This window comes from Lentimicrobiaceae bacterium, assembly GCA_020636745.1.
Classification (GTDB): Bacteria; Bacteroidota; Bacteroidia; order Bacteroidales; family Lentimicrobiaceae; genus Lentimicrobium.
Genome location: JACJXH010000003.1, coordinates 208,194 through 234,155, shown reverse-complemented (window position 1 = coordinate 234,155; position 25,962 = coordinate 208,194). Strand labels below are relative to the sequence as shown.

The window sequence follows — 25,962 nt, the reverse complement described above, 5'->3', positions numbered from 1 at the left end:
ATTGTCTGAATTCATTTCGCTAAAGAGGTTTATACTTTTGCCATGCAGGATTTATCAGATTACAATATGAGCCGTGAGAATATCATTCAGCCTGAATGTCCGTTTCCTATCGATATCAATAGTGAAGCGTATATTTATCATCGCGGGGTTATTCCTCAGAGCGCAGTTGAAGCTTTGGCTGAAGGATTTTTTGTTTTAATTGATGATTACTACAGCAGTGGACTTGAAGTGTTGAATGCCTTAAAAAGGTATGTCAATCAAAAGTATTCTGCACAGTCATTTAGTGAACAACGCAGTGCACGTTCGGTTTATCGCGAGTTATCTCACAGGTTATTGTTAAAGATTGCAAATCATAAGCTGAGTGTGAGGAAAGCACCCGAAATTGGTTGGTTGAAAATTTTTTACCCCGGATTAAGCGAATTTTTATTGCCATTCCCACAGGTACAGGGACTTAATAGTTCATGGCAGTGGTATAAAAAAGGAATTTATATTCCTGTTCTGAAAGAGAAGATTCATCCCTGGTATGGGACATATTTTCCTACACGGTTTGAACATCTTGAACTTTTTGAAAACTGGCTAACCCAATACAAAGGAGAAAAAAAGTCGGCCTATGATATTGGAATAGGTAGCGGCATCCTTTCATTACAAATGCTTCGGCATGGTGTGAGTAAAATATGGGGAACAGATATCAATGCCAATGCCATTATCGGGCTTCGCAAACTTATAAAACAGCAACAACTGTCCGATAAGGTTGAATTAATCCATGGAAATCTTTTTGCAGAAGTAACTGAAGCCTCAGAACTGATTGTTTTTAACCCACCCTGGATACCAGCTTCCTGTAATTCAGAAGGGCTCGATCACGCTATTTATTACGATGAAGATCTTTTCCCCCGTTTTTTTTCTGAATCATTTCAACATCTTGTTCCGGGAGGTAAAGTGGTATTATTGTTTTCTAATATTGGCCAGATAACCGGCACTCAGGAACTACATCCCATTGAATTTGAGCTGGCCAACGAAGGAAGATTCAGAAAAAAGATGTGTACTCGTAAAAAAGTCAGGGCTGCTTCTCAAAAAACCAAGCGAAACCCGTCGTGGCGCAGTGATGAATTGGTTGAACTGTGGGAGCTGGAAAAAATCAGGTCGTGAATAAAGAATAATCAACACATTTTTTGATCTTTAAACATTTTAAGAAGGCCTTTTTTGACAGGGTAATCGGGTTTATAGTCGAGCATTTTTCGGGCTTTATCAACATCTGCATAAGTTATTTCAACATCGCCCGGCTGCATGGGCTGCCAGTTGATGATGGCTTTTTTGCCCAGCGTTTCTTCAATTCCATGCACTAAATCAAGAAGTGAAATGGTATCACTGTTCCCAAGATTAAAAATCTCATAACCTTTCAGCCTTTTCACTGCAGCTGATAAACCGCTAGTTATATCATCAATAAAGGTGTAATCACGGCGGGTAGTTCCATCTCCAAAAAGTGTGACAGGCTCACCATTTAAAATTTTGCGGCCAAATTGCTGAATGGCCATTTCGGGGCGCTGCCCGGGTCCGTAAACTGTAAAAAAGCGCATACAAAAGATGTTGAAGTTATACAAATGGTGATAAGTATAACAAAGCAATTCGCCTGCCTTTTTTGTAGCAGCATATGGAGAAATTGGATTATCAACCGAATCCAGTTCGCTGAAAGGAACTTTTTTATTATTGCCATAAACTGAGGAGGAGGAAGCAAACAGCATATCTTTTATGCCGGCACTCTTCATTGCTTCAAGTAAAACCAATGTGCCATTTACGTTCACATCATAGTAAAGACCAGGTTCCTGAATAGAAGGTCTCACTCCGGCACGGGCCGCCAAATGGATAATCAACTCAGGTTTCTCCGTCTCAAAAATATGGTTGATAAATGATTTGTCGCGTATATCTCCTTCGTAAATTCTAAAAGATTCAGATAACTTAAGTTTCTTAACCGCTGCTCGTTTAATTTCAGGATTATAAAAGTTGTCAAAATTGTCAATTCCAATTACAAAATATCCTTCTTTAAGGAGTCTGGCCGAAAGATTGGAACCAATAAATCCGGCAGCTCCCGTAATGATAACCTTTTTCATATCAGGTATTTTCCATATTTTTAAATGAATTGTCTGAAAGTTGCAAATTCAGTGCTTTTTCATTCAGACTATAATAAATTCCAATCAGTGAAACAAAAGCAGTTATCAGATAAAACAATAAACTAAGCGCAATTGACTGATGGATATCGAGATGCATGATTTCTGCACCAAAAAGAAAAGTAATTTCACGCGAACCAATTCCCCCGATGGTAATAGGGAGGGTAGCCACAATGGATGAAATCAGAAACAGGAAAAGGTAGGAAATTGTATTATCCTGATTGTTATTGGCATAGAGAATAAACCAGGCTGCCACTATCTGAAAAACCTGAACTGCTAAAGACTGCAGGTTGGTTTTATTTACTCCTGAATAAAAATCCTTAAAAAAGTATTTGATGACAATATAATAAACGGCGATTGAAACGGGGATAGCGCTTATAGCTAAATATTTGTACAGCATTGGAATCGGTATAAATGGAACCATCACCATTGCAAGAACAAAAAGGGCAAGCACGCCATTTACCCTGTCAAGCAAAACTGCCCAGAAAAGCTTTTTCGCCTTTACCTTGAACAGTTTGTTAAGCAGGTAAATTTTATAGCCATCACCTCCAATTCCGCCGGGCAGAAACAAATTGTAATACATGCCCAACAGGTAAAGCTTTAAATTACTCAAACCGGTAAGGGCAGAATTTATATTGGCAAAAAACACATTCAACCGAAAGGAAGAAAATACTTTGGATACAACAAACATAACAGTAGCCGCAAGCAACCAGCCATAATGTACACTGCTGAAAATGCTTAAAACCTCCTGCAAGTCTATTTTGGTGTAAACATAATAGAGCGCTGCAACAGATAATGCAATTTTAAGAAAGGCTTTGAGATACCCCGGCATGCTATGAATTAAAAGTATGAACTTTCCGGACTTTGTATGGCCGTTTTTTCTGCGATTCGTAGTAAGTTCTCATTAAAAGCTCAGCCATAATACCCACTGTAATAAGCTGAATGCCGGCAATAAGCAGAAGTATTCCTAAAAGTAGCATAGGTTTACCCCATATATCGTGCCCCATAATTTTCTCAAACAGAAAATAGGTATTGATAAAAGTGCCAATGATAAAAAATACCAACCCGAGACCACCAAAAAGATGCATGGGCTTTTGCATGTATTTCTTAAAGAATAGCATCAGTAAAAGGTCGCTCACAACTTTAAAAGTGCGGTTAATCCCGTATTTCGATTTGCCAAATTCACGTGCATGATGTTTAACATCCACCTGCGTAATCCTGGCACCTTCAAGACTGGCCAATACAGGGATAAAACGGTGTAATTCACCATAAAGCCCTATATTTTTCGCTAAATCGCTTTTAAATACCTTTAACGTACAACCATAATCTTTAATGTGCACTCCCGTACTGTTTCGGATAATTGAATTGGCTATTTTGCTTGGTATTTTCCTCAGAAAAACGCCATCCTGTCTGTTTTTTCTGATTCCGGCAACTAAATCCCAGTCTTCATCTTCTGCCATTTTCAACATCATGGGGATATCAGACGGGTCATTTTGTAAATCGCCATCCATGGTAACCAGGTATTCACCACGTGCATGCTCAATGCCTGCATAAAGCGCAGAGCTTTGCCCGTAATTTTTCCGAAATTCGACCAAAACAACCCTGGGATCATTCAGCGAAATAATTTCCTGCCTTGTGCGGTCTGTTGAACCATCGTCAACATAAACTATTTCATAATCAATATCTTGTATCGACTCATTAATCCATTTGTTGAGCGGTTTTATATTTTGCTCTTCATTGAATACACAAATGATAATGGATAATTTTGGTTCGCTCATTTATTCAGATTTTATAAGGTAAAGTTCGGTCTCCATCAGTTTGATGGTAAATTTCTTATAGATTTTGTAGTTAACCAAACGATCTGCAAAATTAGCCAGATTTTTTTTATCGGTTAAATAAAAAGCCGGTTTCTGCTTAATTTCAGATGTTCGGGTCAATATCTGTTTGCGCTCACGTGTTATGTAAAATGAGGCATCATGGTTTACCGGCGTATCACCCAAAATAAATAAATCATAATCACCGGTAAGACGCCCTGCCATGATCTCATCCTGGCGATAAGTGGCGTCAGGGTATGAGTTATACCTGGCTGGCAGATTAAAAAGATTGAAACTTATTCTTACACAAAGCAATACAATTAAGATGAATAACAACCTGTAATCTTTCATTTTTAATGAAAAATATGCGGACAAAACAGAAACTATGAATAAGAGGGGGATATAAATCCAAACGCCACTCATTTGATTTGTTTCGCTCCAAAATAAATAATAAAGAATTGAAAAAGAGCCAATAAAGGCAAATATTTGCAAAGTCAAATCTATCATTCTGAAAAGTCTGGCCTCCACCTTTTGCGACTCATGATAGGCCTTTGCCGCAATTAGAAAGAGCAATGGCACCAGCATAAAAAGATAGCGTGGCCTCATATCAGCCGAAATCCAGTAAATGATGATGTTAGATGCAAAAATGAGCAGGCAAAATTGCAAAAATTTCGCTGACATGGTCTTTCCTCTGACTTCCTTATTGAACAATAAAAGCAGCAAGACAGTCCATGGTGCAAACTCATAGCCTAAATCCAAAGGAAATTTGAACAAGTGAATGGTCCAACTTAATATTGTTCCCTCCTTATCTTTAATTCTGTTGGATTGATCAAAGAGGGTAGAGAAAACATCCTGCAATGAATTTGTTTGCAGATAAGCATAATAATACAAGCCAGTTACAAGTAAAAAAACCCCAATACCCACAAGGTGTTGCCAGCTAAAAAGCTTTCTGATTTCTTTAATAAACCCCAACCACACTACCACACTTATGGCTTGAAAAGCAAGAGATGGAAGTCCTTTCATCAGATACCCGATGGCTGTTAGCAAATAAGAAACAGCAAACAAGAGCAGAAATTTGCGCTTTTCCGAGAATACATACAAGGCTGCAAAAGAACAGAAAGTTACCAAAGAGTAAGTTATATCTATCAACCCTTGAAATGAATCCCAAAAAAGTATCCTTGAAGAGGTAACAAACATCAATCCGGCAATGGCTGCATTGGTTTTTCCAATTTCTTTTTTCCCAATCAGAAATATGGCTAAAGCAAACAACAATAATGAAATCACAGTGGGAAGTCTGAAAATCACCTCATTCAAATTTCCTGTTAAATAGGCAAAACCGGCAAGTATCCAGTTAAATAAAGGAGGTTTATTGTAGTAAAATTCACCGTTAATTGTAGGTGTAATGTAGTTGCCCTTCACCATCATTTCAAGCGTTACTATGGCTCTGGTGGGTTCATCAGAAAGTAAAGGCATTAATCCGATATTGATAAAAAGGGCAGGAATCAATAAAAGCAAAACCAATATCCAAATGTAATATGGATGATTTGTAAGGGATTTAATTAACCATTGCATGAATGAACTGTTTGTACAAAGTAATTGCAAAAGTAATGATATTTGGTATGATTCACCGGCCGGTGCAATAACGCGTAAATTAATTCATTATTAAAATGCTTGATAAAGTATTGTAATTTTGCACACTCTAATTCAGGTTGTCTGACTTTGAACTCTTAAACTATGAAAAAAATACTGTTGGCTTTTCTGAAAATGTTTATTTTCTGGATGTTATATTTTGCAATTGCCAGAACCCTGTTTCTGGTTGCCAATGTGAATCTGCTGAAAGTTGAAGGTATTGCATTTTCCGAGATAATGGCATCGTACCTGTATGCACTTCATCTCGATTTTGCAACAGCTTGTTATTTTATGATGATACCTTTTGTATTGTTTTTAGTTCAATCTGTTTATAGTCCAGCCTGGCTCAATAAAGTATTGAAGGTTTATACCTATATTGGTCTCTTTCTTTTTAGTTTATTAACTGTTGTAGAACTGGGCATATATCCTGAATGGAAAACGAAACTTCCATTTAAAGCATTTACATATCTGAGCCATCCGGCTGAAATCTATGACACTATTTCCACTGCCAGTTTTTTCTCTTTATTGGGAGCTTTTGCTGTTTTTTTTATGATCAGTCTTTTGATTTTCAAAAAGTGGTTCTATAAAGATATTGTTCAGGTAAAGAGAAATTATCTCTTCTCGGCTGTTTTTGCAGTTATCACACCCATAGTCCTGTTTATTGGTGCTCGCGGAGGTGTTCAGCAAATTCCCATCAACCAAAGTGAATCGTATTATTCGCACCATAATATTCTCAATCTGGCATCGGTCAACTCAGGGTTTAATCTGTTTATCAACATCATCGAAAACTATAAAAACTTCGGCAAAAATCCATTTGCATCTTATCCCGATGGCGAAGTTAAAGAAACAATCAATGAAATTTTTAAAACCCCGGTCGATACTACCATCAGGGTATTGAATACTGAGCGTCCCAATATTGTGTTGATTATAATGGAAAGCTGGTCGGCCGATTTGATTGAATCCCTGGGAGGTGAACCTGGCATCACACCCGAATTTCATAAACTTGAAAACGAAGGTATTTTATTTACCAATCTTTATGCTACAGGCCCCAGAAGTGAACAAGCAATGTCGAGCATTTTTGGTGGTTTCCCTGCTCATCCAATTTCTTCTATTACAGTTCAGCCCGATAAATTTGCCAAATTGCCCACCCTGACAAACAAGCTAATCAATGAAGGTTATGCTACTTCGTTTTATTTTGGCGGACAACTCATTTATGGAAATATCAAAGGATTTATCCTGCACAATGGATTTAAAAGAATAACGGAAGGTGCAGACTTTGGAAATGATGTGAAAAAAGGAAAGTTGGGGGTTCATGATGAATTTGTCCTGGCGCGACAGCTCAATGATTTAAACAAAGAAAAGGAACCTTTTTTCTCAGCACTTTTTACACTGAGTTCGCATTCTCCGTATGATCAACCTATGGAAGAAGTGCTGCATTGGGGCGATAATGAAAGAAAATACATTAATTCCGCTTACTATACCGATCGTTCGTTGGGGCAGTTTATTTCGAATGCCCGAAAGCAACCCTGGTTTAAAAACACACTCTTTATTTTTGTCGCTGACCATAGCCATAACTCTTACCGCAACTGGCCATTTACCACACCTTTATATCACCGGATACCTCTCTTGCTTTTTGGTGATGTGATTAAAGATGAATTTAAGGGGATGAAAATCAAAAGGCTGTCAAATCAACCAGACCTCGCATCCACTTTATTGCATCAACTTAATATAAGCGCTGATGAATTTCACTGGAGCCGCAACCTTTTTAACCCGTATTCACCTGAATTTGCCTATTATTCATTTGAAGAAGGATTGGGTTGGGTGCGCCCGGCCGGACATTTTGTATGGGATGCCCGGGTAAAACACTATAACGAAAATTCAATTCCGCCTGCATTTCAAGATTCAATTATAAGAGAAGGAAAATCTTATCTGCAGGCTGTTTTTCAGGAGTACATGGACTTATAAATTCCCTGATTTTTTATGTTTTTCTATAGTTACTTTTGCTGATATTCGCCATTATTCATTAGATTTGCTAATGAATCAGAATGACTTGGTGAGAACTGCTTTTTTGAATTTTTTACTTGTTTGATTTAATCATTTGAAAACAATGAATTAGGTTGGCAAATTATCATTTGTGGTGTTCTGAAATCATCTTTATTTATGTAACTGCATTTGATTCATTAACAGCTCTCTTAAGAATTTTATCAGGTTCATCTACTGGAGTTATTAATTTCTCAGACATTCGACATATTTTGAAATTATATAGCAGAATTATTAATTACATCAGAAATCAAAGCCTTATTACGGTGCTTTCGGTGAGCTTTATGGCCATAGCATCGCTGGTTGTATTGTCCGTCAGCTTTTATCTGGCATATTCCGAGATGAAACAATTTAAGGCTGAATCTGATAATTTGAGAAGCTCTTTTAATGAAACACAAAAACTCCTGATTAAAAGTGAGGTTGAAAGAGCGATTAAGTACATTGAGTATAACAGATCACTTTCACAGGAAAATATTAAGCGAAGCATCAAACAAAGGGTTGATGAAGCATATGAAATAGCAAATAATATCTATACCGAGAATAAATCTATCAAATCGAACAGCGAAATAGCTAAGATGGTGAAAGATGCACTCCGCCCTATCAGATTTAACCAGGGCAGGGCTGATATCTTTATTTATACGTGCGATGGGTATTCTGTGTTGCTGCCGAGAAGCCACAAATTTGAAAACCGCAACAGTATCAATTTCAGGGATAGTTTAGGTAATTATCTGGTAAGAAATGAAATTGAATTTTTAAAACAGGTGGACAGGGGATTTTTGACATACAGAGCCCCTATTAATGAAAACATACAGGATTCTGTTGTATATAAATTTACTTATGTCAGAAAATTTGCTCCTCTAAACTGGTATTTTGGCTCAAAAGACTACCTGAAAGATTTTGAGGACGACTTAAAAGAGGATTTGCTTGAATGGCTCTCTCATTTAAGATATGGAAATGCTGGTTACATTTTTATCAATACGCTTGATGGTAAGGCATTGTTATCTAACGGAGATCGTCCTGCAAAGCCTGTGGATATATTGCAAAGCGGTGATAAAAACTGGATAGATATATTTCAGAATTGCCGCAGAATAGCCCTTGATGAAAATGACGGTTTTTATGAATACAAATTTATAAAACTGGCTTCCAATGATTTTGAGCCTAAAGTCTCTTATGTTAAATACTTTAAGGAGTGGAACTGGATTGTAGGAGCTGGCTATTATAAGAATGACATTGAAAATGATATCCTTTTAAAACAGAATGACCTAAAAGCTAAAATATTCTCATGGGCTATCCGGCTGGTGGTTTTATTGGTGTTGTTCCTGCTCTTATTTTACATATTTGCCCGGTTAGTGTCAGGAAGATTATTGCTTGAGTTCAGCCGGTTTACCGCAAACTTTCGAAAAGCCAGTCTTGAATCAATACTGATTGAAAAAGAGATGGTTTCATTTAAGGAATTTCGCGAATTGTCAGAATCTGTCAACAGTACGATTCTTGAACGGGATGCAGCAAGAATTGCACTTGAAAAAGAACAGGCATTGTTACGTTCTCTCATAGATTCAATTCCTGATTTTATTTTCTTTAAAGACACTAACAGTAAATATGTTGGGTGCAATAAAGCCTTTGCCAGTTATATCGGAATGAAAGAGACTGATATTATTGGTAAAACAGATTTTGACTTTTTTCAAAAAGATTCTGCAGAACGTTATTTGAAATCAGATTTAAAGATTTTAGAAGATCATATCCCCATTAGAAATGAAGAATGGAACGTTTTTTCAGATGGTTCGAGGCGACTGCTTGATACTGTAAAAGTAATTTATACTGATAATAAAGGTCAGGTTTTGGGCATTATGGCTATTAGCCGCGATATTACCGAAAAGGAAGAAATTCAAATGCAATTTAAAGCAGCCAAGGAAAAAGCGGAAGAATCTGACAGGCTAAAAACCGCATTTCTGGCAAATATGAGTCATGAAATCCGCACTCCAATGAATTCTATTATCGGATTTTCATCACTTCTTTCTGAAGATAGTTTATCGGCTGAAGAAAAAACGGAATACATTCAACATATCAACAATTCAGGGGAAGCATTATTAAACCTAATTGATGACATTATTGATATTTCAAAAATTGAAGCCGGGCAATTAAACATTTCAATTGAGCCTTGCAACCTGAAGGAGTTGGTTAATGAACTCTTTGTGTCATTTTCCGATCAACTTAATCGTAAGCTTAAAACCGATGTCAAGTTGATTGCTGAAGTTGAACAACACGATATTTCAGAATTGGTGTATACCGATCCGTTCAGATTACGACAGGTGTATTCCAATCTTTTGGGCAATGCAATTAAATTTACAGTAAAAGGAGCCATCAGATATGGTTACAAACTTGATGGAGGCAATTTATTGTTTTATGTTAAGGATACTGGGATTGGTATTTCTGAAGCTGACCAAAAAGTTATATTCACCAGATTCAGGCAGGTCATTGATTCGGGCATCAGACACCGCGGTGGTACCGGTCTCGGGCTTGCTATTTCCCAGAATATAATTGAACTTCTGGGTGGTTCAATCTGGGTTGAATCAGTTTTAGGCGAAGGTTCAATATTTTATTTTACTGTTCCATATAAACCTGTTGAGCCGAATTATTTATCACCGAAGCAGAAAAATCACGCTGATTTTCCGTTACTTTTTGACTGGAGCTCAAAAACCATGTTGATCATTGAGGACATTGATTCACACTTTAATTATATTTATACAGCGCTCTCCAGAACGGGTATAAACTTATTAAGAGCCAAAGATGGTGTCACAGGACTTAATATCTGCAAAGAGAATGGACAGGTTGATTTGGTAATTCTTGATGTCAATATTCCCAAAATGAATGGGTATGAAATTGCACGTGAAATCAAGAAATTATCGCCGAAAATGCCGGTTATTGCACATTCTAACAGGTTGACTGCAAATGAGGAAAAGTTATGTTTCCAGGCAGGCTGTGATGATTATATTGCCAAACCAGCTAAATTTAATATTTTGATGAATATCTTATCAAGATACCTTGAAACAAAGCATCAGAAATAAAAAGCGGGGCTATTGCCCCGCTTTTTATTTCTTTGGTTCGTAGTAACATACTTTAGGCGAACTCAACTTATCTTCTTTTTTTAGTTTTTTGATAGCATTGTCCACCTCTTTCTTATCAATGCCGGTTGATTCAGCAATTTCACCTGCTTTCATAGGTTTGCCGGCATCGGTAAGTGCTTTTAGAATTTGTTCTGCTATGTCCATATTTGCTGTGATTGATTAGTCAAGTAAATGAACAACTAATCCGCTTCTGAGTTTGGGCTCAAACCAGGTTGTTTTAGGAGGCATAATATTACCGGAATCAGCAATATCAATAAGCTGCTGTAAAGAAACAGGGTAAAGTGCAAAAGCAACAGCCATTTCACCACTGTCTACTCTTCTTTTAAGTTCTCCTAATCCACGTATACCCCCAACAAAATCAATTCTTTTTGAGGTTCTCAGATCCTGAATGTCAAGCACTTTTTCCAGAATTTGTTTGCTTAAAACAGTCACATCAAGAATGCCTATAGGATCATTATCGTCATAAGTGCCTGTTTTAGCCTTCAGTGAGTACCATTTACCATCAAGATACATACTGAAGTCATGTAATTGTTCTGGCTTATAAATTTCTTCCCCTTTCTCTTCAATCTCAAAAGCCTCTCTGAGCTTTTCTATAAAATCAGGGCCAGTTAAACCATTCAGGTCTTTCACCACTCTGTTATAGTCGATAATTGTCAGCTGATTGGAAGGGAAATGAACAGCCAGGAAGTAATTATATTCCTCATTTCCTGTATGTTCAGGGTTATTTGCTTTCTTTTCATTGCCAACCAGGGCTGCTGCTGCTGTGCGGTGATGTCCATCTGCAACATAAGTGTAAGGCACCTTTTCAAAAAGCGAGGTAAGCGCACTTATCGTAGCTTTATCCCTTATCACCCAGAAATGATGACCAAATCCATCATCTGCTGTAAAGTCATATTCAGGCTGCTCATTGCTGACAATCTTTTCAATAATGGCATCAATTTCAGCAACTGCAGGATAGGTAAAGAAAACCGGCTCCATATTTGCGTTAGTTACACGCACGTGCTTCATTCGATCTTCTTCCTTGTCTTTTCGTGTAAGCTCATGCTTTTTTATAATACCATTCATGTAGTCTTCTACACCGGCACATCCAACAAGTCCATACTGAGTGCGGCCGTTCATTGTTTGAGCATAGATATACAGAAATTCTTCATTATCCTGCTCCAGCCATTTGTTTTCACGAAACTTATTCAGGTTTTCTTTAGCTTTTAAGTATACTTCCTCTGCATGCTCATCCATGTCTTCCGGAAGGTCTATCTCAGGTTTGATAATATGCAGTAATGACCATGGATTACCATTAGCTTCGATGCGAGCTTCTTTTGAATTGAGAACATCGTAGGGTCGTGAAGCGAGTTTTTGTGAAATGTCTTTGGGTGGCCTTAGCCCCCTGAATGGTTTAAGAATTGCCATAATGAGTTTTATTTTATGTAAGATTCCATGAACCGGTAATCATAAAAAAACCGGAATTAACAATTCCGGCAAAAAGGGTAAATAAATACCATACCCGCATGCCGGATGTGGCAAAAATATAGAATATTATCGGAATGCAAAAATATACTGTTTACAAACAGATGGAATTCAATTTTTACATATAAAGTTGTCAATCAGGATCTTCTGCATTTAAATCAGAGGCCCGCTGTAAAGAACCAATAAGCGCTCCGATCATTTTGGTCATTTCCATCAATTGCCCTCTTGATTCTTCAACTTCAGTTTCGTTAATGTAGCCTAGTTTTGACGCAAGCAGCGTAAAAACAACACACTCCCTGACTGCGCTTTTGGCCATTTTAAGATAGTAAATAAACTGACTTTTATTTCTGGCCGAACCTTCTGAAATATTAAGTGCAATGGCCTGGGCAGAAAGGCCGAAACGCCCTCCAATGCTTGCCTGATTGTCATTTGGAAATTGAGATGTTTTAATAGTTACCCACTCAATATAATCTATTGCTTTATGGTAAATTCTTAAATCTTCGAATCTGAAGAAGGTTACTGCTTTTTCGAGTTCAGAATCCATTTCTAGTAGTTTTGTTGGTTAGTAATTTTATATCTGTCTTTTTTTCAGAAAATTATGCTGGTCATTCTGAAAATCTGCTTTATTTATCTGGTAAACCATGTTGAACCTTAAAAATAAGATTCAACATGGTTTAGAAAATCATTATTTGTTTACTTGAAAAGTAGTTACTCCGTTTTCAAGGAAATTCACTATCTGGTTAGCTGCAGCAAGTCCTGCATTTATATTGGCTTCTGAAGTTTGCGCTCCCATTTTTTTGGGAGTAAAGAAGAATCTTCCGGCATATTTTTCAGAAATTTCAGTTTTTGCTTCAGGTTCAATGTCACTTAAATATTTAAAGTCCGTTCTTGATTCAAATATTTTTAATAAACCTTCTTCGTCAATAACCTCTTTTCGTGCTGTATTAACAAGGGTAGCACCCTTAGGCATTTTTGAAAGCAGGTCAAATCCAATCGACTTTTTAGTTTGAGCATTAGCAGGAATATGAAGCGAAATATACTGGCATTTGCTGTATAACTCATCAACTGTACCAATAGATTTAACACCGTCTTTTTCCATAGATGCAGCATCAACAAACGGGTCAAAGGCAAAAACCTCCATTCCGAAACCCTTGGCTATCTGGGCAACATACTTGCCAACATTTCCATAGGCATGAATACCCAAAGATTTTCCCCTTAATTCAGTTCCACTGGTGCCGTTATAGGCATTGCGAGCCATATAAACCATCATTCCAAGTGCCAGTTCTGCAACTGCATTAGAATTCTGTCCTGGTGTATTCATGGCAACAACTTTGTGCTCGGTAGCTGCAGCTAAGTCAATGTTATCGTAACCGGCACCGGCACGAACAATAATTTTTAAGTTTTTTCCAGCCTCAATTACACTGCGGTCGGCAATGTCACTGCGAATAATCATAGCATCAACATCTGCTACAGCATTAATTAAGTCTGAATGTTCAGTGTACTTTTCGAGTAGAACGAGTTCATAACCTGCTTTCTCCACAATTTGCCTTATACCATCTACCGCAACTTTGGCAAAAGGTTTGTCTGTGGCAACAAGAACTTTTTTCATAAAACAAGTATTTTTAGAATTAAACAATAAAAGTAAATAGGAATATTAAGGTTTCCAAATTTCTGCATCAATTTCTGTTCGATTTCGTGCAAATTGTTATTTCAATGTCCGAATCCGGTCATTTTTTTGTCCAATTTGTAAAGTATGTTAACAAATGCTATTTTAAAGTATAGGTTAACAGGGATTCAACTTGTACATTATTCAGAGCTTTCGCACTGAAATTACTCTGAAGTAATATATTGCAGGCCAATTCAAAAAAGACAGCCTTCTGTATAACATCCTGATAGGACTTTCCGCAAACTACCTGCCCATGATTGGACAGTTGAACCAGCGAGCATTCTCTCATTTTGTCAATAACAGCCTCGGCCAGCTGATGAGAACCTGGTGTAAAATAGGGCAAATGGCAAATTTTACCGATATAAATCGGAATTTCAATGATGACATTATAATCAGGCTCAATTCCCATACACGCTATTGTAGTTGCAGCCTGAGACTGAAAATGAAGAACGGTATTGATTTCTTTTCTTGATTGCATAATTCCCAGATGAAATTTATGCTCGGCAGATGGTTTTATATCGTTTATCAGGGTGCCATCATCAATATTAAATATAGCAATTTGTTTGGCTGTAAGTTCTGATAGCCAACAACCCGATGCTGAAATCAACATTTGATTATTTTGAACCCGATGCGACAAATTGCCACTACTACACTTTATGAGGGCATGTTTTGCTGTTTCATTCGCCCAAAAAGCAAATTCATTGAATTCTGATTCTTCCATTGTTCTGTGAACCATCATATCAGTTAAAAATTAATACTGATCTCATCTGCAAAAATCCAGGTAATATTTCCACTTGCCGGATGCCATTCTGGAATCAATCCGGCATTTTTTGCAATAATCTTAATAAACCTCTCCTTTATGTTTAAATTATTGAAGATGTATTCATGTGTAAATGTACCCCATTTGTCGACAGGGAAATCATTTTTTATTGAATTTATTTTATGAAAAGTAACGCCATCAGCTGAAGTGAAAAGATCTATCTGTGAGGGCATAAATATCCATGAATTGATGTCCTGCAAAAACCCCGATGAGATGGAATTAATCGGCTTATTATTGTTTATTTTCAACACAATTTCCATATCAACCCCCTGAAATCCCTGCCAGCCTCCCAGTCTGTAATCATTGCTTCCTTTCAAACCATCAATCAGGTTATTCCGGCCTGAACCCGAATACTGACTGGCATATGGTGAAATTGATATTACTTCAATATCTGCAGGGCTTTGGGTAAAATCAGCCTGTTGGGTACTACCCTGAATATATCCATCCTTAAATGCATTAAATTTTAAGGTTGTATTGGATGTTATGAGAATAGGTTCTTTATATTTTTCTGAATTCTTTTCCGGTTCAGACCCATCTGTGGTATATGTAATAGTGGCCCCGTCATATCCCTTCAAAGTAATGCGCTGATTATTATAAAAAATTTTGTTGTTTGGTTCAGCGTAAGGAGCCGGCAGAATTTCTTTCCCTTTTACAGAGGTTTCCGGAGCATTGAAAGGCAAAAGGGAAGGAGAGGAGCTCATCTCAAATGTAAGCTCACCGCCTGCCATTATTTCATCATGTTGAATAAAACTCCGGGTTAAATCCAGGCCATTTAATTTTATGTTTTTAACGTAGATATTCTCAGAATTTAAACGAAGGGCTTTCACTACAAATTTTTTACCGTTCTCAAGATTTATCGATGCCTCGCTGAATAGTGGTGTGCCAATAGCATATTGAGTACTTCCGGGACATACAGGGTAAAACCCCAAAGAACTAAATACTGCCCAGGCTGACATCTGCCCGCAGTCTTCATTCCCTATCAGTCCGTCAGGAGTGTTGGTATAAAAATTCCGCATAATAAAGCTGACTTTTTCCTGGGTTTTCCAGGGCATATCGCAGTAATCATACAAATAAGCAATGTGATGACTGGGTTCATTGCCATGAGCATACTGTCCTATGAGTCCAGTAATATCTGACTGATCGCGACCGGTAGTTTTAGATGAAACATTGAAAAGACTATCCAGCATCACAGATGTTGCTTGTTTGCCTCCGTGCAAGGCTATAAAATGATTCATGTCATGCGGAACGTAAAAACTATATTGCCAAGAATTGGCCTCGGTATAGTTAAAATTCACTTCAGCAGGATCGAAAGGGGCATACCATCCGCCATTGTATCTGGCCCTCATAAAACCAGATGCCGGATCAAACATATTTTTATATGATTGAGCTCTTATTGCAAATACATCACGGATGGAGTCAAGTCCTAAACTATCGGCCATTACCGAAATACACCAATCGTCATAAGCATACTCAAGCGTTTTTGAGACTGATTCGTGTTCGTTTTCAGCAGGGATGTACCCCATTTGCCTGTAATACTTCAGACCCATGTGATCCTGCATTGCACTGTTTACCATAGCCTTAAAAGCTTTATTTTGGTCAAAACCTCTTATCCCTTTGATGTATGCATCGGCAATTACCGGAACTGCATGATAGCCAATCATGCAAAATGTCTCATTTGAAGATAATTCCCAAACAGGCAAAAGCCGCCCCAGTTCATACTGTGAAATAAATGTATTGATAAAGTCATTCGTCCGCTTATGATCTATAATGGTATATAAAGGGTGTAGAGCACGATAAGTATCCCATAATGAAAATACAGTATAATAATTGTTTTGGGTATTTTTATGCGGTTGCAAATCTCTTCCTAAAAAAGTACCATCAACATCATTGTATATGTTAGGGCTTATCATGGTGTGATAAAGTGCTGTGTAAAAAACTGTTTTCTCATCTTTTGAGCCTTCTTTTACTGAAATCTTGTTCAGCTCGTTTTCCCACAAACTCCTCGCCCGATGCCTTGTTTCATTAAAATCCCATCCGGGAGCCTCAGTCATCAGATTCAAACGGGCATTTTCAATGCTGGTGGCTGATAAGCCAACTTTTATTACAATAGTTTCGCTGCCTGACTTTTCGAATTCAAGCCATGCCTTCAAATTTTTGCTTGCAACTTTGCCAGAAAAAGGAATTTTCTCATCATCAGCAGCTATTCCGGTTGAGCTGAATGGTTTTGAAAATTGTGCAACAAAATACAACCGTTGGTCTCTGGCCCATGAAGATGACCCTCTGTAACCAGCTATTTCATTTGTATCAGTAATTTCAAGCCATGAATCGGTCACTTTATCGCGATGAAATAAATCAATTAAAATGCACTGTGTCTTATTCTTCTGAAAAGTGTAAGCATGCATTCCGACTCTCGCTGTAGCAGTTAATTCTGCTTTAATCCCGTCTTTTTCAAGCTCTACCGAGTAGTAGCCCGCCCCGGCAGTTTCATATTGATGACTAAATTTACTCCTGTAACCCGGCTTGCCATCAGCACCATTGTTAAGCAATACTTCGCCGGAAAAAGGCATAAATAAAATATCACAGTAATCAGGCACACCCGTTCCACTCAAATGGGTATGGCTAAATCCATAAATGTACTCATCGCTATAGTGATAACCACTGCAACCGTCCCAGCCGTCAAGTCTTGTATCGGGACTAAGCTGAACCATTCCGAACGGAACAGTTGCGCCTGGAAAAGTATGACCATGGCCGCCTGTACCAATAAAAGGATTTACAAAATCAACCGGACTTTGTCCGTAGCAAATGAAAGGAGTTATTGTCATCAAGAACAATAAGCGGGTAATGTATCTGATATTAAGTAACATCATCTGCGAAACTTATTAAATAAATATTGTATTTCTCACTCTATCAGCTTTATCTGATCGGATTCAAACCTACGTATTTTTTTTCACTGTCCCAAATAAACATGCTCAATAACTTAAAATGAATTGATGGATAAAAATTGGAAATACATTAAGATTGTTTTACATTTGAACAAAACAATCAACAGTCTTATGAAGAAACTTTTATTTATTTCGACACTGGTTTTAATTTGTTTATCAGGCAAAGCTCAAACATGGTTTGACATAGGCCTGAAAGGTGGAATCGGGAGCTCGTTTATGTACAATAGTCAGATATTTGACGACCAGCTTATAGTTCATAAGTTTAAACCTGCATACGCTTTTGGTGCAAAAATCGGATTTAACTTTATTCAGGAGCATCAGATTACATTTGATATAATGAAATCGGCCTTTAACCAGGGATTTACCTATACTCCCGAAAATTCAACTATTCCCGGTGAAGAATCGCTGCGTGAGTATAAAATAGGAGGGATGGATATGTTATTGATGTACAGGGCAAATAAAAATGGTACTTACTTCGAAATCGGGCCGCAATGGTCTACTTATTCAACTGTTAAATATTCTGACACAGGAGGCGATCACGTTTCTCCGAATGCTATTGGCGACTATGTCAATAAAAGTAATTTTGGAATGGCAGTTGGGTTTGGTGGCTATATTTTTGGAACCGATAATTTTGGTGTAACCACTGGAATCAGGTTAAATTATATGTTCAATGATTTAGCATCTGAAGAAGGGAAAACTGCCAACTTTCCTATTTTACAGCAAACAGGTAAAACAAATGCCACACATAATATTGGCGCATTATTCATTATTGAAATGAATTATGACTTTGGATACCTGGTAAGTTCGCGATGCGGACAAAGAACTAAATTGTTTGTATTTTAACCTGTTGGTTGACTTTACTTTTTCGTAACTACAGCTTAACCGAAAAAACAAAGAAGACTTCAATAAGCTAAAGCCTACTTTATATTGAGGATTGCAATTACCGGCAGGTGATCAGATAAGTATTTCCCTTTGGCTCTGAAATCAAGAATTTCATTGTAAATAACGTCTATATCCCAGGAAACCATAATAAAGTCAATCAATTCGGTAGGTTCAACTGACGGATCGAACCCAACAAATGAAAAATCGGGGCCTGTTATTTGCGCTCCAACCCTGGTTCTTGAATCTGACAGCGTGTATTCATTTTCAGAAAAGGTAAGGATACGGTAGGCTTTACTTTTTTGAGTTACATTGAAGTCTCCGGTTAAAATAACCGGTAAATGATTGGCTATGGAAGCCAGTTTTTTAATGATAAGTTTCGCACTTTCCACCTGAGCTATTTCGCCCATATGATCAAAATGGGTATTCAATGCAATAAAGTGCTTTCCCGTATTTTTATCTTTAAACTCAGCCCACGTAACTACCCTGTTGCATGCTGCATCCCAGCCTCGGCTACCAGGTATATCAGGAGTTTCAGAAAGCCAGAAAGTACCGCTTCTGACAACTTTCAATGATTGGCCTCTATAAAATATTGCACTAAATTCCCCTTCCTTTTTCCCATCATCACGACCAGCGCCAATATATTTATACCCTTTCATTCTTTTCTTCATGTCTTTTAACTGGCTGTAAAAAGCCTCCTGAACACCCAAAATCAATGGCGACTGCTTCACAACCTCCCGACAAAACTCATCTTTTCTATACTTCCATTGATTTAAGCCATCGTCAGGTGTATCCAATCTGACATTCCAGGTCATCACCTTCAGGTTATCATTATTCTGGCTATATGATGCCGAAGTCATGAAAAAAAGAGTAATTAACAGGAAAATGACTACCTGATATTGTTTGAATGCTTTTGTTTTGATATTCATACCGGCTTCGATTTACAACGGCGAAATTACGAAATCACATCTGCTGTTTGATAAAAACAATTATAGATTCTTGGCAATTTTACAAATTTCACTCACCAGCTCCTGGCTTGTCTGAGCAATCATAAATTCATCAGAGTACCCGTTTCCCATTCCAACTCCCTGATTTTTATACATCATTCTGCTATTTATCTTAACAGTTGCCGACAGATGGAATTCAGCTGCATTGGTTTTTTTGTGCAATTCAGACAGGTTTGATGAGTTAATTCCACTACCTGGCATAATTATTATTCTGTTGCCTGAAGCCTTTACCAATTCAGCAATCAAACCTGCCCCTGAAAAGGCATCAGCCGCCTGCCCCGAAGTAAGTATTCTCTGACAACCCAGTTCTACAATATCTTCAAGGGCTTTTAACGGGTCTTTGGTCATATCAAAGGCCCTGTGAAACGTAACTTCCAATGGTTTTGCAATTTCCATCAATTCTTTCATTCTGCATGTATCCACTGTTCCGTCAGTATTCAACATCCCAATCACAATTCCATTTGCACCTTTTAATTTTGCCGAGAAAACGTCAGATTTCATAACATCAAATTCAGCCCTGGAATAATTAAAATCTCCGCCTCGCGGGCGTATGAGAACATTTGTTTTAATTTTCAGATGCTTCATCACATATTCCAGTAAAGCAACGGATGGCGTTAATCCTCCTTCGCTCAAAGCACTGCAAAGCTCTATTCTGTCTGCCCCGCCTTTTGCTGCTGCAATGGCTGATTCTACCGAACCGGCACAAATTTCAATTGTTATATTTTTTGCCATTTAATCTATATTTCAGATTCTAAAAATATGTAAATTAACTTTATCGGGTCAAGCAAAAAGATTAAAAAAAATATCTTGTAAATTCAGTTTATTGCTTGATTTAATTCATAGAAATTATTTTGTGCTCAGGTAGGTTCTATTAATTAACTTAGTTTATCCTTTATCTTTAAGGAATTTTAAAGGAGTTAAATAAATACCGCTTTACCTGCTTGAAAAAATGGTATACTTGCACTGCCAATTATTATGAAAAACTTAAGAGATAAAGTAGTGATTATCACCGGAGGTTCGTCAGGCATAGGTTATGCACTGGCGCACGAATTCGGTAAGTTTGGCGCCAGAATTGTTATTTCGGCGCGCAATAGTGAAAAGTTAAACCAGGCAGCTGCTCAACTTAATTCATTAGGAATTAACACCTTTGCTGTTCAGGCTGATGTAAGCATAGAAAGCGATTGTGTTAAACTGATTGAAACAACTGTTTCAAAATATGGAAAAATTGACATTCTGGTTAATAATGCCGGGATTTCGATGAGAGCCGCGTTTGTGAATACCGACCTGGAAGTTCTGCAGAAACTGATGAATACCAATTTTTGGGGAACTGTTTTCTGCACCAAACACGCCATGCCCTTCTTGCTTAAATCCCAGGGGTCAGTAATTGGAGTAATATCCATTGCAGGCTATGTGGGATTGCCCGGCAGAACAGGGTATTCTGCATCAAAATTTGCTATCCGGGGTTTTTTAGATACCCTCAGATGTGAAAACCTGAAAACCGGATTACATGTCATGGTGGCTGCCCCCGGATTTACATCCTCGAATATCAGAAATGCAGCACTTACAGCAAATGGAGCTCCTCAGGGTGAAACTCCGCGTGATGAAGCTAAAATGATGTCGGCCGATGTGGCTGCCAGAAAAATTGTGAAAGCAACTTTGAAACGAAAAGATTCCATTGTGCTTACTTTTATTGAAGGCAAGTTTACCGTCTGGCTAAACAGTATTTTTCCCAAATTAGCAAGCAGGCTTGCTTTTTACTATATGTCTAAAGAGCCTGATTCTCCATTTAAATAATTGGAAGTGAAGGCAAAAGAATGAATGCTGACTAAGTTTAATTAACTTATTATTAACAATCTCAAATTCAGATGAAACAAATGAAAATGGAAATTCTGCTGCTTGAAGGCCTGGCCGATTTAAAGTTTGGTGATTTGCCTGTTGCTGTTGAAAATACCTTAGGCAAACCTCATGAAATCGAAAACCTGGGTGAGGAAGCTGATGAAGAACTGGATACCATTCTTTGGAACTACGATAAAGAAGGATTGTCGGTGTTTTTCGAAGGTAAAAACAACCATGTTCTTTCCTGCTTTGAAACTGACAACGAAGAAACTACTCTTTTCGGAAAAAAAGTCTTCAGTATGACCGAACAGGAAATTATTGAGCTTATGAAAGAGGAAGGACTTACCCAAATTGATACTGAAGAAGAAGAATGGGGAGAAAAAAGGGTGTCTTTTGATGAAGGCTTGATCGATTTTTATTTTCAGGACGGGAAACTGGTTACTGTTAACTGGGGCGTTTTTGTAAATGAAGATGGTGAAATTGAAGAATTCGACGAAGAAGACGAAGACGAAGATTAGTTTTTCATATTCCTTCGAGGATGATACTTCAGGATATTAGTCCTGAGATATTCCCTGTCGAGGTGAGTGTAAATCTCAGTGGTGGTAATGGAAGCATGACCCAACATTTCCTGCACCGCCCTGAGATCTGCACCGTTTTCAACTAAATGTGTTGCAAATGAATGCCTCAGAGAATGCGGACTGATATTTTTTTTAATTCCTGTTCCTGCAATAGCTTTTTTCACTATTTCAAATATCATAGCTCTGGTCAGTTTTGCCCCGCGTGCATTCAAAAAAAGGAAATCCTCCTGTCCTTTTTGTATTTTACCCGTTCTTCTCACGTAAGTCATGTATCTCTCAATTTGTGCCGAGGCCTTATTTCCAATGGGCACAATCCGTTGCTTGTCACCTTTTCCGGTCACTTTAATAAACCCATCTGTAAAAAACAAATCAGAAATCTTCAGATTGATCAGTTCTGACACCCGCAAACCACAACCATATAAAGTTTCTAAAATGGCTTTATTCCGTTCGCCGTTAGGGTTGCTTAAATCTATAGTTTGAATTAAAAGCTCCATCTCATCAATCGTAAGCACATCAGGTAATTTTCGTCCAATCCTTGGCATAGCAAGCAATTCGGTTGGATCGGTCAAAACTTCATTTTCAATTAGTAAATAGCTAAAAAAGGATCTGATTCCTGATATAATACGTGATTGACTGCTGGCAGCTATGCCAATATCGGCAAGTGTATTCACAAACAATTGCAAGTCCTTGAGTTGAACCTGAGAGGGCTTAATTTCCTGGTTTCCGGCATTAAAATATGCAACCAGCTTGGAAATATCACGGCAATACGCATCCACAGTGTTTGCAGGCATTGACCGTTCAACCTGAAGATAAGCTTTATAACCATGAATATAAATCTGCCAGTGCATCAGAGTAATTTTAAGTCAAACCTACCGTAATTTTTAATGCAACTGCTATTTTGGTTCCAAAATTTCTCAATTGTTTGATCAATTTTTAACAATAAATTGTTTATAATTATAATATTACACTTAATATACTCTTTTACAATCACATACAACAATACATCGGGGCAAATACAGATAAAAAGTACGAAGCGGGCTATTTTTTCTGCTTTGGCTTTTGGATGGTAAGTAAATTTTTGTATTTTTGCAGTCCGAAAATTTAAAGGCTTACAACAATGGCTAAGAAGAGTAAAGAAGCAAGAATCCAGGTGATACTGGAATGCACCGAGCATAAAACCAGTGGTATGCCCGGAACCTCGAGGTATATTACTACCAAAAATAAAAAGAATACTCCCGAAAGGTTGGAGATTAAAAAGTATAATCCTATCCTTAGGAAAGTAACTGTTCATAAGGAAATTAAATAACATTACACCATGGCAAAGAAAGTAGTTGCTACCCTCAGAACAAGCTCGGGTAAAGATTTTGCAAAAGTAATCCGCATGGTACGGTCAGAAAAAACCGGTGCGTATTCTTTTAAAGAAAACATTGTTCCAAACGACCAGGTAAAAGATTTCCTGGCTAAGAAATAATTGCATTTATGCTCTATAAAACAGGGCCTTTTCTTTCAAAAGAGAAGACCCTGTTTTTTATTTTCTGATTTCAGAGGTGTTTAATTTGTTTAATTACCTAATTTTGCTTCTGTTAAAATCTAAAATCTAATACATCTTCCTGAAATATGGGTATTTTTTCATTCTTCTCGAAAGAAAAGAAACAGGATCTGGATAAAGGCCTTGAAAAAACAAAAACAAGTTTTTTTGGTAAACTTTCCAAAGCAATTGTTGGCAAATCAAAGGTTGACGATGAAGTCCTTGATAACCTTGAGGAAATTCTTGTTACATCTGATGTAGGTGTTGATACTACATTGCGCATTATTCAACGAATTCAGAACCGGGTATCGCGTGACAAATATCTGGGAACTTCAGAACTAAACCAGATTCTGCGTGAAGAAATTTCCGCTTTGCTTGACGAAACCTCAAACCCCGGGTTGATTGATAGCTTTAACTTTCCTAAGCGTGAAACGCCATATGTCATTATGGTAGTTGGCGTCAATGGTGTTGGAAAAACCACTACAATCGGCAAACTGGCATATCAATATAAAGCTGCCGGTAAAAGTGTGGTACTCGGCGCAGCTGACACTTTCAGGGCTGCTGCAGTTTCACAGCTTGAAATCTGGGCAGAAAGGGTAGGAGTGCCATGCATTACGCAGGGCATGGGTGCCGATCCGGCCTCTGTGGCCTTCGATACACTTAAATCGGCAATGGCCCGAAATGCCGACGTTGTAATTATTGACACTGCCGGTCGACTTCATAACAAAATCAACCTGATGAATGAACTTTCAAAAATCAGGAAGGTGATGCAGAAACTTTTACCTGACGCACCAAACGAAATATTGTTGGTGCTTGACGCCTCCACAGGCCAGAATGCAATTGAACAGGCCCGCCAGTTTACAGCTGCCACCGAAGTGAATGCATTGGCTCTTACCAAATTAGATGGAACGGCCAAAGGAGGTGTAGTGATTGGTATTTCTGATCAATTTAAAATTCCGGTTAAATATATCGGTATTGGTGAAAAAATGACCGATTTACAACCTTTTGTTAAAAATGAATTTGTCGATTCTCTCTTTAGCTGATGGTCTGAATTTATTCTATTTAGTTCAGGCGGAATTGGTAAAGAGCTGATATCCTGTGTGCAGTCTTTAAAACTCCTCCGCTTTGAAAACCAAATTATTTAATCATAAAACAGTCAATGTAATTACACTGGGCTGTTCAAAAAATCTAGTTGATTCTGAAGTAATGCTCCGGCAACTCAATGCCGCAGGACTTCAAACTGAACATGATGGCGCATCTGATGCTGATGTTGTTATAATCAACACCTGCGGCTTTATCAACGATGCCAAAGAAGAATCAATCAATACCATCTTGCATTGGAGCCAGGCCAAAAAAGAGAATCGCATCGAAAAACTTTTTGTGATGGGGTGTCTTTCTGAGCGCTATCGTCATGATCTTGAAAATGAAATCCCTGAAGTTGATGGCTTTTTTGGTGTCAACGATTTAAATGCAATCCTCAATGCAGTAAATGCACCCTTTCGTTCCGATTTGCTCAGCGAACGAATTATTACCACTCCTCCTCATTTTGCTTATCTCAAAATATCTGAGGGTTGCGACCGGCAATGCTCTTTTTGTGCCATTCCCGGAATCAGAGGTAAAAACATTTCAAAACCCGTCTCCGAAGTTATTGCAGAAGCCAGGTTTTTAGCTTCTTCAGGGGTTAAGGAAATTATGCTTATTGCCCAGGATTTGACCTATTACGGCATTGATTTAAACGGAAAACGACAACTGGCCGATCTTCTTGAAGCTTTGGTAAAAGTTGATGGAATCGAATGGATTAGATTACATTACGCCTATCCTGCCGGCTTTCCTGTTCGCGTTCTTGATGTGATGCGCAACAACCCTAAAATTTGTAAATACATCGATATCCCGCTTCAACATATCAACAGCCGTATCCTTAAATCGATGAAAAGGGGACTCGATAGTAGCAAAACCCGTGAACTTGTTGAAAAAATAAGACTCAAGGTGCCGGGCATCGCTATCAGAACAAGCTTTATTGTAGGATATCCCGGAGAAACTGCAGAAGAGTTTAACGAACTCAAAAAATTTGTGCAGGAAGCCGGCTTTGAAAGAATGGGCGTATTTACTTATTCTCATGAAGAGAACACTCCTGCATCCAAGTTGGTTGATAATATCAGACCTGCCGTTAAAGCCAGAAGAGCTGAACAACTTATGCTTCTACAGCAGGAAATCTCCACCCGGCGAAATCAAACGCTTGTTGGCACAAAAATGAAAGTAATAGTTGATAAGGCTGAGGATGGCAAATGGATTGGCCGTACTGAATTTGACTCTCCTGAAGTGGATAATGAAGTCTTGATTTCAGTTCTGAATAATCCGCCAATCCCCGGACAGATGATTGAAGTCACCATAACCGGTGCCGATATGTATGATCTTTTTGCTGAATTTGTAAGCTAAGAAAATCCCTTTATTTAATTTGAATTATTAAAACGC

23 protein-coding genes are annotated in these 25,962 nt (G+C 37.9%); 10 read left to right on the top strand and 13 right to left on the bottom strand.

What is annotated here, in order from left to right; translation table 11 throughout:
- The first annotated feature begins 66 nt into the window (after positions 1–66).
- Positions 67–1,146, top strand: coding sequence for a methyltransferase (locus tag H6541_06430; protein ID MCB9015417.1), 1,080 nt, complete (start codon positions 67–69; stop codon positions 1,144–1,146).
- A gap of 11 nt (positions 1,147–1,157) precedes the next feature.
- Here the strand turns inward: H6541_06430 and H6541_06425 are convergent, their stop codons facing one another.
- The 4 genes from H6541_06425 to H6541_06410 are packed head-to-tail and all read right to left on the bottom strand — an operon-like array spanning position 1,158 to position 5,548.
- Complete coding sequence (locus tag H6541_06425) at positions 1,158–2,105, bottom strand: GDP-mannose 4,6-dehydratase (protein MCB9015416.1); 948 nt, start codon at positions 2,103–2,105, stop codon at positions 1,158–1,160.
- A 1-nt stretch (position 2,106) separates the two neighbouring features.
- Positions 2,107–2,994: a flippase-like domain-containing protein gene (locus tag H6541_06420; GenBank protein ID MCB9015415.1), complete on the bottom strand. Its 888-nt coding sequence runs from the start codon at positions 2,992–2,994 to the stop codon at positions 2,107–2,109.
- 1 nt (position 2,995) lies between these two features.
- A complete protein-coding gene (locus H6541_06415; GenBank protein ID MCB9015414.1) occupies positions 2,996–3,940 on the bottom strand; it encodes a glycosyltransferase family 2 protein in 945 nt (314 codons plus the stop codon).
- Positions 3,941–5,548, bottom strand: coding sequence for a glycosyltransferase family 39 protein (locus tag H6541_06410; protein MCB9015413.1), 1,608 nt, complete (start codon positions 5,546–5,548; stop codon positions 3,941–3,943).
- A gap of 162 nt (positions 5,549–5,710) precedes the next feature.
- On the opposite strand from H6541_06410, the gene H6541_06405 reads away from it, so the two are divergent.
- The gene (locus tag H6541_06405) at positions 5,711–7,570 is read left to right on the top strand and encodes a sulfatase-like hydrolase/transferase (GenBank protein MCB9015412.1); all 1,860 of its coding nucleotides are present in this window, start codon (positions 5,711–5,713) and stop codon (positions 7,568–7,570) included.
- A 287-nt stretch (positions 7,571–7,857) separates the two neighbouring features.
- On the top strand, positions 7,858–10,710 hold the full coding sequence (locus tag H6541_06400; protein MCB9015411.1) for a cache domain-containing protein: 2,853 nt from the start codon (positions 7,858–7,860) through the stop codon (positions 10,708–10,710).
- A 24-nt stretch (positions 10,711–10,734) separates the two neighbouring features.
- On the opposite strand, the gene H6541_06395 is transcribed toward H6541_06400, so the two are convergent.
- The 6 genes from H6541_06395 to H6541_06370 form a co-directional block, all read right to left on the bottom strand.
- Positions 10,735–10,914 carry an ArsR family transcriptional regulator gene (locus H6541_06395; GenBank protein MCB9015410.1) on the bottom strand — a complete coding sequence of 60 codons (180 nt, stop codon included), beginning with the start codon at positions 10,912–10,914 and terminating at the stop codon, positions 10,735–10,737.
- Positions 10,915–10,929: 15 nt separating this feature from the next.
- Complete coding sequence (locus H6541_06390) at positions 10,930–12,177, bottom strand: DUF1015 domain-containing protein (protein MCB9015409.1); 1,248 nt, start codon at positions 12,175–12,177, stop codon at positions 10,930–10,932.
- A 190-nt stretch (positions 12,178–12,367) separates the two neighbouring features.
- A complete protein-coding gene (locus H6541_06385; GenBank protein MCB9015408.1) occupies positions 12,368–12,778 on the bottom strand; it encodes a four helix bundle protein in 411 nt (136 codons plus the stop codon).
- Between the two features lie 141 nt (positions 12,779–12,919).
- Positions 12,920–13,843 (bottom strand): 3-phosphoglycerate dehydrogenase, encoded by a 924-nt coding sequence (locus H6541_06380; GenBank protein ID MCB9015407.1) that lies wholly within the window; start codon positions 13,841–13,843, stop codon positions 12,920–12,922.
- Positions 13,844–14,000: 157 nt separating this feature from the next.
- On the bottom strand, positions 14,001–14,639 hold the full coding sequence (locus H6541_06375) for a class II aldolase/adducin family protein (protein MCB9015406.1): 639 nt from the start codon (positions 14,637–14,639) through the stop codon (positions 14,001–14,003).
- Positions 14,640–14,644: 5 nt separating this feature from the next.
- Positions 14,645–17,584: a glycoside hydrolase family 92 protein gene (locus H6541_06370; GenBank protein ID MCB9015405.1), complete on the bottom strand. Its 2,940-nt coding sequence runs from the start codon at positions 17,582–17,584 to the stop codon at positions 14,645–14,647.
- 189 nt (positions 17,585–17,773) lie between these two features.
- Between H6541_06370 and H6541_06365 the strand changes: the two genes are divergently transcribed.
- The gene (locus H6541_06365; protein MCB9015404.1) at positions 17,774–18,505 is read left to right on the top strand and encodes a hypothetical protein; all 732 of its coding nucleotides are present in this window, start codon (positions 17,774–17,776) and stop codon (positions 18,503–18,505) included.
- A gap of 74 nt (positions 18,506–18,579) precedes the next feature.
- Here the strand turns inward: H6541_06365 and H6541_06360 are convergent, their stop codons facing one another.
- Together H6541_06360 and H6541_06355 are read right to left on the bottom strand one after the other, a co-directional pair.
- Positions 18,580–19,470 (bottom strand): endonuclease/exonuclease/phosphatase family protein, encoded by an 891-nt coding sequence (locus tag H6541_06360; protein ID MCB9015403.1) that lies wholly within the window; start codon positions 19,468–19,470, stop codon positions 18,580–18,582.
- A 60-nt stretch (positions 19,471–19,530) separates the two neighbouring features.
- Complete coding sequence (locus tag H6541_06355; GenBank protein ID MCB9015402.1) at positions 19,531–20,280, bottom strand: copper homeostasis protein CutC; 750 nt, start codon at positions 20,278–20,280, stop codon at positions 19,531–19,533.
- Positions 20,281–20,523: 243 nt separating this feature from the next.
- Between H6541_06355 and H6541_06350 the strand changes: the two genes are divergently transcribed.
- Both H6541_06350 and H6541_06345 read left to right on the top strand, forming a co-directional pair.
- Entirely contained in the window at positions 20,524–21,342 is an 819-nt protein-coding gene (locus H6541_06350) for an SDR family oxidoreductase (protein ID MCB9015401.1), read from the top strand.
- Between the two features lie 86 nt (positions 21,343–21,428).
- Entirely contained in the window at positions 21,429–21,902 is a 474-nt protein-coding gene (locus H6541_06345; GenBank protein MCB9015400.1) for a hypothetical protein, read from the top strand.
- Here the strand turns inward: H6541_06345 and xerD are convergent.
- Positions 21,899–22,810 carry a site-specific tyrosine recombinase XerD gene (gene xerD, locus H6541_06340; protein ID MCB9015399.1) on the bottom strand — a complete coding sequence of 304 codons (912 nt, stop codon included), beginning with the start codon at positions 22,808–22,810 and terminating at the stop codon, positions 21,899–21,901. The genes H6541_06345 and xerD overlap by 4 nt on opposite strands.
- 269 nt (positions 22,811–23,079) lie before the next feature.
- Here xerD and rpmG point away from each other — a divergent pair, with 269 nt between their 5' ends.
- From rpmG to rimO, 4 genes are all read left to right on the top strand, one after another.
- The gene (gene rpmG / locus H6541_06335) at positions 23,080–23,268 is read left to right on the top strand and encodes a 50S ribosomal protein L33 (protein MCB9015398.1); all 189 of its coding nucleotides are present in this window, start codon (positions 23,080–23,082) and stop codon (positions 23,266–23,268) included.
- Between the two features lie 9 nt (positions 23,269–23,277).
- Positions 23,278–23,433 (top strand): DUF4295 domain-containing protein, encoded by a 156-nt coding sequence (locus H6541_06330; GenBank protein MCB9015397.1) that lies wholly within the window; start codon positions 23,278–23,280, stop codon positions 23,431–23,433.
- A 146-nt stretch (positions 23,434–23,579) separates the two neighbouring features.
- Complete coding sequence (gene ftsY, locus H6541_06325) at positions 23,580–24,533, top strand: signal recognition particle-docking protein FtsY (GenBank protein MCB9015396.1); 954 nt, start codon at positions 23,580–23,582, stop codon at positions 24,531–24,533.
- 82 nt (positions 24,534–24,615) lie between these two features.
- On the top strand, positions 24,616–25,926 hold the full coding sequence (rimO, locus tag H6541_06320) for a 30S ribosomal protein S12 methylthiotransferase RimO (GenBank protein MCB9015395.1): 1,311 nt from the start codon (positions 24,616–24,618) through the stop codon (positions 25,924–25,926).
- The last annotated feature ends 36 nt before the right edge of the window (positions 25,927–25,962 follow it).

Coding starts and splice junctions, on each gene's coding strand:
- H6541_06430 (MCB9015417.1), top strand. CDS start 67: ATGAGCCGTGAGAATATCATTCAGCCTGAATGTCCGTTTCCTATCGAT.
- H6541_06425 (MCB9015416.1), bottom strand. CDS start 2,105: ATGAAAAAGGTTATCATTACGGGAGCTGCCGGATTTATTGGTTCCAAT.
- H6541_06420 (MCB9015415.1), bottom strand. CDS start 2,994: ATGCCGGGGTATCTCAAAGCCTTTCTTAAAATTGCATTATCTGTTGCA.
- H6541_06415 (MCB9015414.1), bottom strand. CDS start 3,940: ATGAGCGAACCAAAATTATCCATTATCATTTGTGTATTCAATGAAGAG.
- H6541_06410 (MCB9015413.1), bottom strand. CDS start 5,548: ATGCAATGGTTAATTAAATCCCTTACAAATCATCCATATTACATTTGG.
- H6541_06405 (MCB9015412.1), top strand. CDS start 5,711: ATGAAAAAAATACTGTTGGCTTTTCTGAAAATGTTTATTTTCTGGATG.
- H6541_06395 (MCB9015410.1), bottom strand. CDS start 10,914: ATGGACATAGCAGAACAAATTCTAAAAGCACTTACCGATGCCGGCAAA.
- H6541_06390 (MCB9015409.1), bottom strand. CDS start 12,177: ATGGCAATTCTTAAACCATTCAGGGGGCTAAGGCCACCCAAAGACATT.
- H6541_06385 (MCB9015408.1), bottom strand. CDS start 12,778: ATGGATTCTGAACTCGAAAAAGCAGTAACCTTCTTCAGATTCGAAGAT.
- H6541_06380 (MCB9015407.1), bottom strand. CDS start 13,843: ATGAAAAAAGTTCTTGTTGCCACAGACAAACCTTTTGCCAAAGTTGCG.
- H6541_06375 (MCB9015406.1), bottom strand. CDS start 14,639: ATGATGGTTCACAGAACAATGGAAGAATCAGAATTCAATGAATTTGCT.
- H6541_06370 (MCB9015405.1), bottom strand. CDS start 17,584: ATGTTACTTAATATCAGATACATTACCCGCTTATTGTTCTTGATGACA.
- H6541_06365 (MCB9015404.1), top strand. CDS start 17,774: ATGAAGAAACTTTTATTTATTTCGACACTGGTTTTAATTTGTTTATCA.
- H6541_06360 (MCB9015403.1), bottom strand. CDS start 19,470: ATGAATATCAAAACAAAAGCATTCAAACAATATCAGGTAGTCATTTTC.
- H6541_06355 (MCB9015402.1), bottom strand. CDS start 20,280: ATGGCAAAAAATATAACAATTGAAATTTGTGCCGGTTCGGTAGAATCA.
- H6541_06350 (MCB9015401.1), top strand. CDS start 20,524: ATGAAAAACTTAAGAGATAAAGTAGTGATTATCACCGGAGGTTCGTCA.
- H6541_06345 (MCB9015400.1), top strand. CDS start 21,429: ATGGAAATTCTGCTGCTTGAAGGCCTGGCCGATTTAAAGTTTGGTGAT.
- xerD (MCB9015399.1), bottom strand. CDS start 22,810: ATGCACTGGCAGATTTATATTCATGGTTATAAAGCTTATCTTCAGGTT.
- rpmG (MCB9015398.1), top strand. CDS start 23,080: ATGGCTAAGAAGAGTAAAGAAGCAAGAATCCAGGTGATACTGGAATGC.
- H6541_06330 (MCB9015397.1), top strand. CDS start 23,278: ATGGCAAAGAAAGTAGTTGCTACCCTCAGAACAAGCTCGGGTAAAGAT.
- ftsY (MCB9015396.1), top strand. CDS start 23,580: ATGGGTATTTTTTCATTCTTCTCGAAAGAAAAGAAACAGGATCTGGAT.